Genomic DNA, 14,482 nt, shown 5'->3' with positions numbered 1-14,482 from the left:
TGCCACGCGCACGACGACGACCGCGTCAACATGCGCGGTGCTTAGTAGTGCTGAAGTGGAAGAAGAGTAGTGCGTCACGGGAATCCTGTTTACTTATGTTATGTACTGTTATTTATGGTCGGGTGTTGTATTCGAATGAATTATCAATCGACAATTTATATAAGCACAGCAGTACAAAAAGACACAATACCTACAAGGTATAAAAACTGAATATGTCGAACTGGTCACAGTATATTGAAAATTTGACGGTGTGATTACCGCTTGATTTTTCGCCGCAGAACCAGAGAAGCGTGACTGTTTTCACAATTGGAACAGGGTTTCAATGTTATAAATTATAAAATAATCATTGGGATAGTGGGTGGTGACAAATGGGTGTGTCCCGAGCGGTAGGGAAAGGCGTATTAAGCGGTATCTTATTGATGACAATGGGTATCGGCACGGTGATGGCCTGTCAGGCTGGCCCTGCCAACGAATGGAAACGGGGTATTGAATATCAGCGTCAGGCGGATTTGGGCAATGGCTGTTATCTCAATCCGATTATTGCGGGCGATCATCCTGACCCCACGATTATCAAAGACGGGGATGATTATTACATGACGTTCTCGTCATTTGACGACATCCCCGGGCTGCTGATTTGGCATTCACGCGATTTAGTGAACTGGGAACCGCTTGGCCCCGCGATCGCGACGCCTGTCGATGCAATCTGGGCACCGGATTTGGTGAAACACGACGGCAAATATTATATCTACTTCACCACGAACCGGATTATCGACGCCAAAGGAACGAAAAAGAAAACGCTGTATGTGATCACCGCCGATAATATCCGTGGCCCGTGGACGCCACCGAAAGACACGGGCTTGAAAAATCCGGCCAGCGATCCCGGCCACGTGGTGGGAGAGGATGGCAAACGTTACATCTTTATGTCTGGCGGTAATCGCGTGCAATTAACGGACGATGGGCTGTCGACAGTCGGTGACATGGCGGTGGTTTATCAGGGATGGCAGTACCCGGAAGAGTGGGATGTGGAAAGCTTCTCGCAGGAAGGGCCGAAGATGCTGCGCCACGGCGACTACTTCTACATGGTGCTGGCGGAAGGTGGCACGGCCGGGCCGCCGACCGGACACATGGTGATTGCCGCACGCTCCAAATCGATCAACGGGCCGTGGGAAAACTCGCCGCATAACCCGATTATTCGTACGCAGGATCGTTCAGAGAAGTGGTGGTCGCGCGGCCATGCGACGCTGATTGAAGGGCCGGATAAAAATTGGTACATGGTGTATCACGGCTATGAGAACGGCTTTATGACGCTGGGGCGGCAGGCGATGCTGGAGCCGATTGTCTGGGGCGATGACGGCTGGTTCACGTCCGCCGGGTTTGATACCGGTAAGCCGATTCGCAAACCGGCAGGGGGCGAAGCGGTGCCGCACGGTATCGGCTGGTCTGATAGCTTTACCGACGAAAAATTTCCGGCACGCTGGCATTTCTACCGCGCCAATGTGGAAGAGCTAAAACGGGTTACGCTTAGCGACGGCACGCTGCATCTGAAAGCAAAAGGAACGTCGCCGAAAGACAGCGCGCCGCTGACGATGATCCCCGGCGATCAGGCTTACCAAATTGAGGTCACGGCGAATTTTGCCCCTGGCGCACAGGCTGGTTTACTGCTGTTCTACAACGCGAAGCTGTACGTCGGGCTGTCGTTTAATCAGGATGGCACCGTCATGCACCGCTATGGGCTGGAAAGAGCGGAGAAGAAACTGCCGCACATCACAGGCAATGAGGTGCAGATTCGGATGAAAAACGATCGTCATATCGTGACGTTTTACACCCGAACGTCGGATCAGGAAGCGTGGAAGAAATACCCGGTGCAGATGGAAGTCTCCGGCTACCATCACAACGTTGCGTATGACTTCCTCAGTTTGCGACCCGCCTTGTATGCGTCGGGCGAGGGCGAGGTCACATTCAGCAACCTGCGCTATCAGGCGTTGCCTTAACGCCTCAATCCGCAGACGGGCGTGAAATTCCCAGGATGGCGGCTGCATCGGCGCTGCCATCCTGTAGCGCTTGAGTCGGCCCGTCATAATAAATTTTTCCGTCCACGATCAGCACCGTACGTTTTGCGATCCGCATGGCATCATCCAGATTGTGGGACACCATCAACAGCGTGAATTCACGCTCCTGACACACACTTTCAACCAGATCGAGCATTTCCTGCCGCAGCGCCGGATCGAGAGCCGAGAAGGGTTCATCCAGCAGTAGAATGTGCTGGTGACGAACCAGACAGCGTGCTAATGCCGCGCGCTGGCGCTGCCCGCCGGAAACCTGAGACGGCAGACGATCCAGAAGATCCGCCAGACCAACCCGGTCGGCGATCTGGCGTAGGGTTTCACGCTGTGCGGCATTGAGACGCAGGCCGGGATGGAGCCCCAGCGCGATGTTCTGCCCGATCGTCAGGTGAGGAAACAGGTTATTTTCCTGAAACAGAATCGAAACCGGCCGTTTCGCGGGAGGCGTCTCGCGGTGAGAAGCGCCGTTCAGCAACAACTCGCCACTGTCTGCCATCAGGAAACCGGCAATCAGATTCAGCAGCGTACTTTTCCCTGCGCCGCTAGGGCCGAGGATAGCGATGCGCTCGCCCGGTTTGACGTGAAAATCAAAACGCATGGGCAAGTGCTGATAGAAGTAGGTCAATTTCTCAAGCGCGATCATGACGGCCTGCCAGTTTCTCAATCAGGGTAAATAACATAAAGCACAGCAGCATTAACAGCAGCGCCGTGACCGCGCCGTCGGCGCTGCGATAGGAACCAATTTGCTGGTACAGGTAGAACGGCAGCGTGCGGAATTGCTCATTGCCAAACAGCGCGATGACGCCAAAATCACCGAGTGACAGCACGCAGGAAAAGGCTAACGCCTGCGCGAGCGGTTGCTTCAGGGCGGAAAGCTCGATCAGTCTCAGCCGTTGCCAGCCGCGAATGTCCAGCGAGGTGCAGAGTCGATTGTAACGTTCGGCGACGTCCAGCATCGGATTTTCCAGCACCTTGATCGCATAGGGAATCGCCATCAGCGCATTAGTGAGCACCACTAGTGCGTAGGGGGATTGCGGCAATCCGATGCTGTTATTCAGCAGCAGGAAAAAGCCGGTTGCCAGCACAATACCGGGCATGGCGAGGATGAGCATACCACTCAGGTTCATCAACTGCCCGTAGAGCGGCTTCTGACGTAGCTTGAGCTCACGGCTGCTCCAGAGCAACATCATGGTCAGTACCAGACACAGGAGCCCCGCACCCAGAGCAATACGCAGCGAGGTCAACAGCGTTTGCCAGAGCACAGGTTGTTGCAGCACGGTAACCAACGAGCGGTTCACGCCATCGACCACGACGGCCAGCAAGGGAGGGATGACTAACAGCAACAGCGCGCCAATCAGCAGGCCGTCGATGAGGCGGCTTACGGCGCTATCCTGCGGGTTGCGCCAGGCAAGCTGCTGTGTGCTGCCGACGGGCAGAATGCGACCTAGCCGCTGGCTCAGTAGCACCAAACCCAGACAGCAAACCATCTGAATTAACGCCAGCAGCGCCGCGCGTGCCGGATCGTAATCAAAGCTTAATGCCTGATAGATAGCCAGCTCAATCGTCGTTGCCTGTGGGCCGCCGCCCAGCGACAGCACCGTCGCAAAGCTGGCAAAACAGAGCATAAAAATCAGTGCGCCGGTCGGTAAAATCTGTCGGCGCAGGGCGGGCCACTCCAGCAGACGGAAATGCTGCCAGCTGTTCATGCCCAGGTTTGCAGCCAACTGACGCTGTTCGGTGGCGATGCCTTCCAGCGACTGCAACAGCAATCGGGTTGCTAGCGGCAGATTGAAGAAGACGTGCGCCAGCAGGATGCCCTGCAATCCATAGGGAGAAAATGTGTATTTCAGGTCAAACCAGCCCAGCGCGGAGGCCAACCAGCCTTGTCTACCATATACACTGAGCAGGCCAAACACGGCGACCAGTACGGGCAGTACCAGCGTCATCGCGCACAGGCGCAGCAGCCAGCGGTAGCCGGGAAAGCGCCGTCGATACAGCGCTCTGGCGAGAAAAATGGCCGGAACGGTAGAAAACAGCGCAGAGAGAAACGCCTGCCAGAAGGTAAACCGAATAACATGCCAGAGATAGCTGTCATGCCATAGCGTGCGCCACTGGCTTTCGGGCGCCTGTAGCCACAGGGCACCGAAAGCCAGTGCGGCAACGGAAATTAACAGCGTTGTGGCCAGCAGCCCCGGCCACAGACGTCCGCCGATTAGTGGCTGACGGCGCGTTGCCATGCCTGAATCCACTGCGTCCTTTTATCGGCCACGTCCTGCGCGCTGAACTGCATGGCTTTTTCCGGCACCGCGAGCGTGGCGAAGCCCGCTGGCAGGTCAGTTTTAACCGCAGGGTACATCCAGTTCGTGGTGGGGATAGCCTGCTGGAAGGTTGGGCTCAGGATGAACTGCATAAAGCGTTTTGCCAGTTCGGGATTTTTGCTGGAAGCCAGCTGCCCGGCGACTTCAATTTGCAGATAGTGCCCTTCGCTGAAGGTTGCTGCTGCGTAGTTGTCTTTCTTCTCTTCAATGATATGGTAGGCCGGTGACGTGGTGTAGCTCAGCACCAGATCCGCTTCCCCTTTCAGGAACAGACCATAGGCTTCGCTCCAGCCTTTGGTGACGGTGACGGTTTTCTTCGCCAGTTTCTGCCACGCTTGCGGCGCATCATCGCCGTATACTTTCTGCACCCATAGCAGCAGACCCAGACCCGGCGTGCTGGTGCGCGGATCCTGATAGATCACTTTCCACGGCTCGTTGCTGTCCACCAGCTCATGCAGGCTTTTCGGCGGGTTCTTTAGTGTGTTTTTGTTATACACAAACGCGAAATAGCCGTAGTCGTAAGGGACGAAGGTCTTGTTGTCCCAACCGCCTGGCACCGTGACGGCACGGGTGTCCTGATTGTGCGGCGCAAACAGGCCGGTTTGCTCTGCCGCCTGCAACAGGTTGTTATCCAGCCCCAGAATGATATCCGCTTTGCTGTTCTTGCCTTCCATACGCAGGCGATTCAGCAGTGAAGCGCCATCTTCCAGCGCGACGAAATTCAGTTCGCACTCGCACTCTTTTTCAAATGCGGTCTTGATGACGGGCCCTGGCCCCCATTCGGAAGCGAATGAGTCATAGGTATAAACGGTAAGCGCAGGCTTGGCGAAGGCTGAAGCAGAGAGCAGTAACAGGCAAGGCAGGCTGGTTTTCAGCACGGTGGCTGAACGGTGTAGTAATTGATTTAACACTTTGCACTCCTGAGAATCATAGGGTGGCAAAGGACTTCGAGGCAGCAATAAGCCGCACTCTCAAATCCCTTCGCCGGTATTAACCGGATCAGGTTCGACGGGTATCTTCTCAGCGAAAAATCTTCCGCACCCCGTTGAGAACGGCACATTGTAAAGGGTTAAGCCGCGCAGCGAAAGGCTCTCAGCGTTCCGGCGGTGCAAACCAGGCAGATTTAAAATCAAACCAGCCCAGCATGTTCATCCTGACCCCGCGCATGCTGCGCTGTCCCTGAAGTTGCAGCCAGTGGTGCAGCAAAGGGTGCAGTTGGCCGCTGGCGATCAGCTTTTCACACCATTCCGCCATCGGCAGTGAGTGATTGCGCCACTGCTGTGCGTCCGCATGCAGATCGTCATCCAGACAGTGCTGCACCAGCGGGAGTTCGTAGAGCATCGCGAACAGGGAGAATTCGAGCGGCAAATAACAGTTCACGCTGCTAAACCAGATATCGCTCTCGGCATTGCCTTGATACCAGTCTTCGTAGCTGACCGTCTGGATATGCAGCGTGACGCCGTGCTGCGCCAGTAGTGTGCGCATAATCTCGCTTAATATCCGGTATTCAGGGTGTGCCTGATAGAACGTGAGTGTGACCTCCGTCAGCCCTTTCGGAAGGGATTGCGGCACATCGGGATGGTGATGGTGCCAGCGCGGGAGCAGGCTGTAGGCCGGTGACCAGTCACGCTGATTGCTGGTATTGGCGTGGTTGAGTAGCGAAATTGGGTTAAATACCTGCCTGAGCCACTGCTGTGCTTCTGGCTGTGATGCTAACGGTGAGCGTTTGTCGAACAGCAGGAAATAGCCGCCTTCTTCCATCCGGCTTTCCAACTGTTCGTGACGAGAATTGTCAGACTGTAGCTGGATGGAGACCGGCATTTCCTCCGGTTCGTCCGGTAGAACCCAGATATTGACCTCATCAATTAACGCCCGATAGCCAAAATAATCATCGAAGGCACGAATTTTCAATTGATTACTGTTATTACGCACCACGGCATACGGGCCAGTGCCGATCGGGTGCTGGGCAAAATCCGGTAGCGTTTGCCACTCTTGCGGCAAGATCATAGCGTGCACGCTACCTAATAGCCACGGTAGCCATTTATCCGGGCTGTGTAGCCGAATATCAATGACGAAGGGCATCGGTGAGGTGACGGCTTCAATATGAGAAAAGAGCGGAAACGGAATAAGACGAGAGAGTGACGTAGTGATGTCGTCCATTGTGAGCTCTCGACCATGATGAAAACGGATTGCCGGGCGCAGGTAGAAGCGCCAATGCAGGGGGGAAATACTCTGCCAGTGATGAGCCAAATCGGGTTCAATTTCCCCGTTTTCCTCATTTATATTGGTGAGTCCGCTGAAAATTTGCCGTGCGATGTGCATTTCTGAACGCCGTAGCGCTGAACCGGGCAGTAAATTGCGTAACGGACGGTAATAGAGGATGCGCAGAATATGCTTTCCTTGCCGGAAACTCCGCCCAAGATGGGCGAGTAACATCTGACGTACGGCTTCTTTATCACCCACCAACTGTACCAACTGCTCAATGCGATCCTGTTCTAGCAGATCCTCGGCCCGCTGCTGCTGGAGGGCCAATCCGGTATACACAAAAGAAAGCTGCGAACGTTTTCCTCTTCCGGCTTCTGCCTGCCACACGAGCCAGCCTTCCTGTTGCATTGCGTTCAACAGTGAACGAATATGGCGGCGAGAACAGTTCAGCACTCCGGTTAACTCTTGCAAGGTGGTGTCGGTGACCTGCCCCTGAAAGTGTTGCCACAGGCGGATGAACTGTTGTTGTAGACGAGGAGAAGACATAAAAGAGGAACTCCCTGCACCAAAGTCATCAATTTATCTTTCCCTATATTACGTCGATACTTTCTCACAAGGAAAGAGAGGAGGTGGCTGATGGCGATTTCCCGTTTGTACCTGTTCTATCAAAACTACTTATCGAGCTGTAAAGCAACGTGGTTGCGATGGATGTCTCCCCAGCAGCGCATCGCGTTATTGCAGCAGGCGACGCAGTGGCACCTGAAAGAGATGTCTGATGATGAGTACCGTCATTGGCTCTAGGTGGTCGAAACAATTTATTCTGTGTAAAAATTTTTTAAGTAAAACAATGTATTCTGAGTAATGGTGACGTTTCACCAGCCAGCGAATTTTTCGCTGGCTTTTTTTATGGTGTTTGCCTGCCGACTCGATATCGTGAATAGCGCTGATGCCCGCAGAGAAAGGCGTCGGGCATGCTGATAGCTGGTTATTCCACCGGTTTTAGGCGGGCGACAAAGTGCCGTAGTACGGGCGGTTCATAGGTGAACGTTAGCCCTTTAATATCGCTGGCGCGGGCTTTTAGTGTGATAAGGGCATCTGCAATATAGTCCATGTGGTCGTTGGTATAGACTCGACGCGGGATGGTGAGGCGCAGCAGCTCAAGCGGTGATGCTTTCTGTTGCCCGGTATCAGGATCGCGCCCCAGCAGAAGCGAGCCGATTTCAACGCTGCGGATACCGGCTTCCAGATACAGCGCATTGTTAAGCGCCTGTGCCGGAAACTGCTCTGGTGGAATATGGGGCAATAGCCGCGCTGCATCGACAAACACAGCATGTCCACCAACTGGGTACTGAATCGGAATTCCTCCGGCTTTCAGGCGTTCTCCGAGATAGGCGACTTGCCCAATGCGATAGGCCAAATAGTCTTCATCCATCCCTTCTTCCAGCCCGATGGCGAGCGCTTCCATATCTCGTCCAGCCAGTCCGCCATAGGTGACGAAACCTTCCATTGGAACGCAGCGAATGCGCACCTCGTTAAACAGGTCTTCATCACTACGGAAGCAGCATAATCCGCCGATATTGACCATCGGATCTTTCTTTGCGGACATCGTTAGCATATCGCCGTATTCATACATCTCATGCACGATGGCTTTAATAGATTTGTCCGCATAGCCCGCTTCACGCTGTTTGATAAACCAGGCATTTTCGCAGAAACGTGCCGAATCAATCACTACGGGGATGTGGTGCTGTTGTGCAATACGGTAAACCTCGCGCATGTTGCTCATCGAGACAGGCTGACCGCCGGAACTGTTACAGGTTACCGTGGTGATGATGGCGACGACATTCTCCGCACCATGCTGTGAAATCACGCTTTGTAACTGATCCAGATCGAAATCGCCTTTCCAGTCATAAGCCGTGTTGGTATCAAAGGCTTTTGGCGTAACGACGTTAATGGCCCGTGCGCCGTTTAGCTCGACGTGTGCAGCGGTGGTATCGAAGTGAAAATTGGAAATGAAGACGGGTTTTTTCGCGCCGCCAGCCCGCTGTTTCTTAGCTATCAAACACGGAAATAAAATCTGTTCGGCACCGCGTCCTTGGTGGGTGGGAATCGTAAATGGGTAGCCCAGCAGCGTTTCGACTTTTTCACACAGATGGTAGTAATTACGTGACCCCGCGTAAGCTTCATCACCCATCATTAAACCGGCCCACTGGCGGTCACTCATCGCGCCGGTGCCAGAATCGGTCAACAGGTCGATGTAGACGTCTTCGCTACGCAGTAGGAAAGGGTTATACCCCGCCTCTGTCAGCGCTTTTTCACGTTCCGCCTGCGTTGTCATGCGGATGTTTTCTACCATTTTAATGCGGAATGGTTCAGGAATGCGTTTCATGCCATCGATCTCCAGAAAAATTCTCCAGAAAAAAGAGTCCGTTGCGACACGTTATGTGACGCTGGGAAAGGAATACAGCAACGGGAAGCGATCAGCGCGGTGCTGATTCAGGCATGATGCGGGTGAGGAAAATCATTGGTGAGGCGATGGTCGATGTTAAACCAGGCCCGGCAATCGCCAGAGATGCTTAAACGGTAACGCTGAATCGTGCGCGCCATAGGCTCCTCTCACTCATTGAATCACTGATGTTTAGCATAGTATGTCGGTGGAAAAATACCATGATCGACACGACAACCTTGCCACTGCTTTTATCCGCGTGCGGGATCTTTGTTAGCCCGTGTGTGCCGTGGGATTTTTATATTCAGAATGGATGAAGGATAAACTAATCAGCCACGTTGAATGTCAGAGGGGGATTGTTTTCAGAAAAATAGAATGAATTTAATTTTTACTTCTATAGTTAATATTACTGTAATAATAGTGACTAAGATAATTCACTAACATTGTGTGATAGTTTATTTTTTGAATGATTTTTAATTGAAATAATAATCGTTGAAATGACGTTTTTTCGTGATGACGATCTTATAGGTGAAATTATTTTTTAGTAATGACTGTTTTTCTTCTTGTATTTAACGCAGATTGTTACAATCTTTAAATATTATGTAACATGTGGCGAAGTGCTATTTTTCGCCGCTTGTCTGCAATTTACTTCACAGCAATGTTTTGAATAACCCGATGGATGTAAAAATGAGCGATGTCCCTTACCAGTCAATAGCGATTTATGAGCAACCAGAATCCCGGCATTCCGCTTCCGGATTGCATAACATCAAACTGACGCCACTTTTCATCGTTGTTTTTTCTGGTGTTTTACTGCTTTTTGCCTTGGCGATCTCCACATCATCGTATTTTCTGAAGCAGGCCGAACTGTCCTTAAATGACTCTACGCTGGAATTAAATGTGCGAATGGAGTTAGTGGATAGTGCTAACCATATGCGTGCAGCGCGTATGAATTTGCTTCATGCGGTAAATCATTTACGTAATGGCCTTACTGATAACTATAACGCCAGCATGAAAGCCGCAGAGGAGCGCCTGTCGCTGTCTCAGCAAATGTTTAATGGATATCAAAACAGAACGGCTCGTTCTGATGTCGAATTTGCTCGCGATAATGAATTAAAAGCACGTTATAGCGATTATGTTGAGCGCGGGATAAAACCTATGTTTGACATCGCGAAAAAAGGGAATGTCGAAGAACTCAACGCGTTTGAATCGACGGTGATGTCTAAATTGGATGATGACTATGATGTGCCGTTGAAAGCGTCTTATCTTTATCGGATTGAGATGGCAAAAAATATTAATGTGACGGCAGAAAGGAATTCGACACTGGGATATACGCTCATGACGGGTGCCTTTATTTTAGCCATCGTATTAACGGGTATGACGTTCTTAGTCATTCGTCTGATTATTATTAACCCAATTCAGTATTGGGTATCACGCATACAGGCGATTGCACACGGCGATTTAACGCGCGCGAGCGTGGCTGTAGGCAGCAATGAAATCGGCATTCTGGGGAGCAATATCCAGCAAATGCAGGATTCGCTCTCCGAAACGGTTGGCTCGGTGCGTGATAGCGCTGAGTCGATTCACAGCAGTTCGACGAAAATCGCTGTCGGCAATACGGATTTGTCTGCTCGAACGGAGCAGCAGGCCGCGGCGCTGGCGGAAACGGCGGCCAGCATGGAACAACTGACGGCTGCGGTGAAGCAGAATACCGATAATGCGCACCATGCCAGCGTTGTGGCGACGGATACCTCAGCCAAAGCGGTGAACGGCGGCAGCATTGTGGAACAGGTTGTGGGTTCTATGTCGGAGATTGCCAGAAGTTCGGACAAAATTTCTGAGATTATCGCGCTCATTAACGGGATTGCATTCCAGACCAATATTCTGGCGTTGAATGCGGCGGTTGAAGCGGCCAGAGCGGGTGAGCAGGGCAAAGGCTTCGCGGTGGTAGCAGGAGAAGTGCGTAATCTGGCACAGCGCTCGGCTAACGCCGCAACGGAAATTGCCGCGTTGATTAAAGAATCCGAAACCAGAGTGACGGAAGGAACGACCTTGGCGTCCGAAGCGGGTAAAGCGATGGCCGAGATTGTCTCTGAAATTAATAACGTCACCCGTATTATCAATGAGATAGCGCTGGCTTCTGATGAACAAAGCAGTGGTATCAATCAGGTGTCGTTAGCGATATCAGAAATGGATCGGGTCACGCAACAGAATGCGACGCTGGTGCTGGAGGCTTCCTCGTCTGCCTCCTCGCTGGAGCAGCAGGCCGAGCGGTTGAATATTGGGGTGTCCCGATTTCATCTGATGTAATCCGGTTGGTAAATGTAATCCAGTTGGTAAAAAGGCCAACGTGGTAAAAGACACGAATCATCATCCATAGCCAGCGGTTTTGTCGCTGGCTTTTTTTCGCTGTTTTTTCCAGCATGGGGATATGAATCTGCTTCTGATAGAATCAGTGAACAGGTGCGCGGTTGATGGCGATAAAGAAGTATGCCGATGTCGCTTCTCTGCCAGAGCAATTTTGTACAAACGATAAGAGGGTTAACGCGTGCATAAAAAGCCGGTAGTGCAAGAGCAGACACACTTCAGACATCTGGAGGCGCTCGGCGGGCTGGATATGTTGCAGGCACAATATTATCAGCAGCGCTTTCCTCGTCATGTCCATGATACCTATTGCATTAGCGTGATTGAGCAGGGCGCTCAGCGTTTTTATCGTTCTGGTGCAGAGCATGTTGCGCCCAAAGGCGACATCATTCTGGTGAATGCGGACGATGTGCACACGGGAAGCTCGGAGGTCGAAACCGGCTGGGCTTATCGTGCTATTTATCCGCATCCCGATCTTTTTCACTCGATTAATCAGGATCTGCAACGCTCAAAAGATTCCATTCCGTGGTTCCCCGACGCCGTTGTCCACGACCCTGGCCTGTCGGATCAGTTGCTGATGACGTTCAATATGCTTGCTCAACCGGGCAATCTGTTATTGAAAGAAACGCTGCTGTTGTCGTCATTAACCTGGCTGACGATGCGCTATAGCAAGACGCGCCTGACGCCACAGACGCTGCCCGTTGCGACCCAAAATATACTGAATGTTAAAGCCTTTATGGACAGCTACCCCGAGAGGGAACTGGCTCTCGTTGAATTGGCAGCGCTGGCCGAACTCAGCGTCTGGCACTTCTTACGACAGTTTAAAGCGGTGGTGGGGATTACGCCTCATGCTTATTTGATTCAGGCTCGTCTGCGCAAAGCTAAAGCATTGTTGCGCAAAGGCGATGCGATCCTCGATGTTTCCGTACGGTGCGGTTTTACCGATCAAAGCCACTTCCATCGCCATTTCAAAAATTCTCTGGGGCTGACGCCAGGCGAGTTTGCGAAAGGTAATTCACGCTAAACGCTATCCCTATTCTGGGCGCAGCAAATTCATCCAATACTCTTAAAAAACGTTTTGTTAGTTTTCCCGCTATCGATTTATTTATGGTAGTGCAATGTTATATGGAAAATACCGTAGTCCATTCATCTTCTGTAGCAAAAGACACAATTAGCCCTTGGAAGCACTTTATGACCGGTGTGGTTGAGATGCTGCCGCTCTGTTTATCCGTTGTGCCCTGGGGTATTCTGGCCGGCTCGATGGCCATCCAGTCGGGATTATCCGTCGGACAAAGTATCGGGATGTCCGCTATTATTTTTGCAGGGGCGGCACAATTAGTTTCGTTGGGATTGCTGATGTCTGGGGCGAATGTCGCGACACTATTAATCTCCGTTTTTTTTATTACCGCACAACACCTAATATATGGCCTGACGTTACGCGAATATGTTTCAACGTTAAGATTAAGCAAACGTCTTCCTATCGGATATTTATTATCGGATGAGCTTTTTGCACTCAGTGAAAAGAAAGACAGGAAGAATAATTTTAGTGCCAGTTATTTAGTGGGCGCAGGCCTGACCTTTTATATTTCTTGGAATATCTTCAGCATTATGGGGGTGGTGATGGCGTCTTCTGTGCCTGATTTGGATAAGTATCACCTTGATTACTCTATCGTTGCCACGTTCATTACCATCGTTGTGCCGATGATAAAGAAGATCAGTACCTTCTCTGGCGTCCTGTTTTCTCTGCTGCTATCGATGCTATTGAGTTATTTCAAGATAGAAGGTGCCATCGCTATCGCTGGTGTTGGCGGCATGTTTTTCTCTGTATTCATCGCGACCGTGCTTAAGGAGGAAAAATGAGTTGGTTATTGATATTCGTTCTGGCAGGGATCGTGTTTTTTAATCGCTATATCTTTCTCGAACCTGCGGTGCCGGTAAAAATTCCGGTTTTACTCCATCGAGCATTAAAGTATTCCGCGCCATGCTTACTCACCGCGATTTGTGGGCCAATTATCTTGATGGAACACGGCGTGATTCGCGCATTTCCTGATAACCCGTATTTTCTCGGCGCGATGGTGAGTGTGGTGATTTCCTTTTTTATCAGAAATATTGTGGTCGCGGTACTCTTGAGTATGCTGGCTTTTTATTTGATTGCCGGGTTGCTGTAATCCACGTCATTCTTCCAAAAGAAAAAGCCCACAGGAAGTCATGCAGGCTCAGGCTGTTGATAAACCTATTTGCCGAACGAAAACGGTAGTAACGGAATAGAAGAGTAAAGCGTTTGCGCCATGGACAAAAACGTCAGGAACGTTTTTGAACGTCGCTTGCGACGACCCTGCAAGGGTGAATCTCAGGGATGAGATTCATATCTGCGCAATCCGAGCGCACAGGGATGTGTTTACAGCGTCTTTACGATCTATCCGTTACTACCGCTCTATGGACTTTGTCAGCCCTGAAGAGGGCTTCAGAGCTATTTGTAATCTCAAATCAGTTCAAAAAGGCAGGCTGATTCTTTTCATACTCGGTGATAGACGCTTCGTGTTGCAGTGTCAGTCCGATGCTGTCCAACCCGTTTATCATGCAGTGACGGCGGAAACTGTCGATTTCAAACGGATAGCTTTTGCTGCCCGCCTGCACGACCTGATTTTCCAGATCGACCGTGAAGTTAATGCCTTCCTGCCCGTCAACCAGCTTGAACAGCTCGTCTACTTCCTCGTCGCTCAGTTTCACCGGCAGCAACTGGTTGTTAAACGAGTTGCCGTAGAAGATATCGGCGAAGCTTGGCGCGATAACGACTTTGAAGCCGTAATCGGTCAGCGCCCACGGCGCATGCTCACGGGAAGAGCCGCAGCCGAAGTTTTCCCGCGCCAGCAGGATACTTGCCCCTTTGTAATGCGGCTTGTTCAGCACAAACTCAGGGTTAGGCTGTTGACCCGCATCGTCCAGAAAACGCCAGTCGTGGAACAAGTGTTGGCCGAAACCGGTACGCGTCACCTTTTGCAGAAACTGCTTGGGAATGATGGCGTCGGTATCGACGTTAGCGGCATCCAGAGGAACCACCAGACCCGTGTGTTGAGTAAATTTAGCCATGT

Annotated in this window: 13 protein-coding genes and 1 riboswitch; of the genes, 6 read left to right on the top strand and 7 right to left on the bottom strand. The window is 51.5% G+C overall.

The annotated features are described in order from the left end of the window. Window positions 1–368: 368 nt before the first annotated feature. Window positions 369–1,991: a family 43 glycosylhydrolase gene (locus LCF41_RS18415; protein ID WP_225085806.1), complete on the top strand. Its 1,623-nt coding sequence runs from the start codon at window positions 369–371 to the stop codon at window positions 1,989–1,991. A 4-nt stretch (window positions 1,992–1,995) separates the two neighbouring features. Here LCF41_RS18415 and thiQ read toward each other — a convergent pair whose 3' ends face one another. The 4 genes from thiQ to sgrR form a co-directional block, all read right to left on the bottom strand. Continuing rightward, complete coding sequence (gene thiQ / locus LCF41_RS18410) at window positions 1,996–2,706, bottom strand: thiamine ABC transporter ATP-binding protein ThiQ (protein WP_225085805.1); 711 nt, start codon at window positions 2,704–2,706, stop codon at window positions 1,996–1,998. Next, window positions 2,693–4,300 carry a thiamine/thiamine pyrophosphate ABC transporter permease ThiP gene (thiP, locus tag LCF41_RS18405; RefSeq protein WP_225085804.1) on the bottom strand — a complete coding sequence of 536 codons (1,608 nt, stop codon included), beginning with the start codon at window positions 4,298–4,300 and terminating at the stop codon, window positions 2,693–2,695. Before thiP ends, thiQ begins: the two co-directional genes overlap by 14 nt. After that, a complete protein-coding gene (gene thiB, locus LCF41_RS18400; RefSeq protein ID WP_225088223.1) occupies window positions 4,276–5,259 on the bottom strand; it encodes a thiamine ABC transporter substrate binding subunit in 984 nt (327 codons plus the stop codon). The genes thiP and thiB overlap by 25 nt, the downstream gene beginning before the upstream one ends. Window positions 5,260–5,339: 80 nt before the next feature. Beyond that, window positions 5,340–5,436, bottom strand: a riboswitch (TPP riboswitch). Window positions 5,437–5,473: 37 nt separating this feature from the next. Beyond that, on the bottom strand, window positions 5,474–7,132 hold the full coding sequence (gene sgrR, locus LCF41_RS18395; protein WP_225085803.1) for an HTH-type transcriptional regulator SgrR: 1,659 nt from the start codon (window positions 7,130–7,132) through the stop codon (window positions 5,474–5,476). Window positions 7,133–7,222: 90 nt separating this feature from the next. Here sgrR and sgrT point away from each other — a divergent pair, with 90 nt between their 5' ends. Next, on the top strand, window positions 7,223–7,387 hold the full coding sequence (gene sgrT / locus LCF41_RS18390) for a glucose uptake inhibitor SgrT (protein WP_225085802.1): 165 nt from the start codon (window positions 7,223–7,225) through the stop codon (window positions 7,385–7,387). A gap of 184 nt (window positions 7,388–7,571) precedes the next feature. On the opposite strand, the gene tnaA is transcribed toward sgrT, so the two are convergent. Together tnaA and tnaC are read right to left on the bottom strand one after the other, a co-directional pair. Then, entirely contained in the window at window positions 7,572–8,972 is a 1,401-nt protein-coding gene (gene tnaA / locus LCF41_RS18385; protein WP_225085801.1) for a tryptophanase, read from the bottom strand. A 107-nt stretch (window positions 8,973–9,079) separates the two neighbouring features. Next, window positions 9,080–9,190: a tryptophanase leader peptide gene (gene tnaC / locus LCF41_RS18380; RefSeq protein ID WP_225085800.1), complete on the bottom strand. Its 111-nt coding sequence runs from the start codon at window positions 9,188–9,190 to the stop codon at window positions 9,080–9,082. A 526-nt stretch (window positions 9,191–9,716) separates the two neighbouring features. On the opposite strand from tnaC, the gene LCF41_RS18375 reads away from it, so the two are divergent. The 4 genes from LCF41_RS18375 to LCF41_RS18360 all read left to right on the top strand — a co-directional run bounded on the left by LCF41_RS18375 (window position 9,717) and on the right by LCF41_RS18360 (window position 13,558). Beyond that, entirely contained in the window at window positions 9,717–11,336 is a 1,620-nt protein-coding gene (locus tag LCF41_RS18375; protein ID WP_225085799.1) for a methyl-accepting chemotaxis protein, read from the top strand. 238 nt (window positions 11,337–11,574) lie between these two features. Continuing rightward, on the top strand, window positions 11,575–12,414 hold the full coding sequence (locus LCF41_RS18370) for an AraC family transcriptional regulator (protein WP_225085798.1): 840 nt from the start codon (window positions 11,575–11,577) through the stop codon (window positions 12,412–12,414). 101 nt (window positions 12,415–12,515) lie between these two features. After that, a complete protein-coding gene (locus tag LCF41_RS18365) occupies window positions 12,516–13,250 on the top strand; it encodes an AzlC family ABC transporter permease (protein ID WP_225085797.1) in 735 nt (244 codons plus the stop codon). Then, complete coding sequence (locus LCF41_RS18360) at window positions 13,247–13,558, top strand: AzlD domain-containing protein (RefSeq protein WP_225085796.1); 312 nt, start codon at window positions 13,247–13,249, stop codon at window positions 13,556–13,558. Before LCF41_RS18365 ends, LCF41_RS18360 begins: the two co-directional genes overlap by 4 nt. A 319-nt stretch (window positions 13,559–13,877) precedes the next feature. Here the strand turns inward: LCF41_RS18360 and leuD are convergent, their stop codons facing one another. Continuing rightward, window positions 13,878–14,480, bottom strand: a complete 603-nt coding sequence (gene leuD, locus LCF41_RS18355; RefSeq protein ID WP_039545752.1) for a 3-isopropylmalate dehydratase small subunit — start codon at window positions 14,478–14,480, stop codon at window positions 13,878–13,880. Window positions 14,481–14,482 lie beyond the last annotated feature (2 nt).

Source organism: Pectobacterium colocasium, from assembly GCF_020181655.1.
Classification (GTDB): domain Bacteria; phylum Pseudomonadota; class Gammaproteobacteria; order Enterobacterales; family Enterobacteriaceae; genus Pectobacterium; species Pectobacterium colocasium.
The sequence above is the reverse complement of the archived record's forward strand: the minus strand, read 5'-3'. Positions and strand labels throughout refer to the sequence as shown.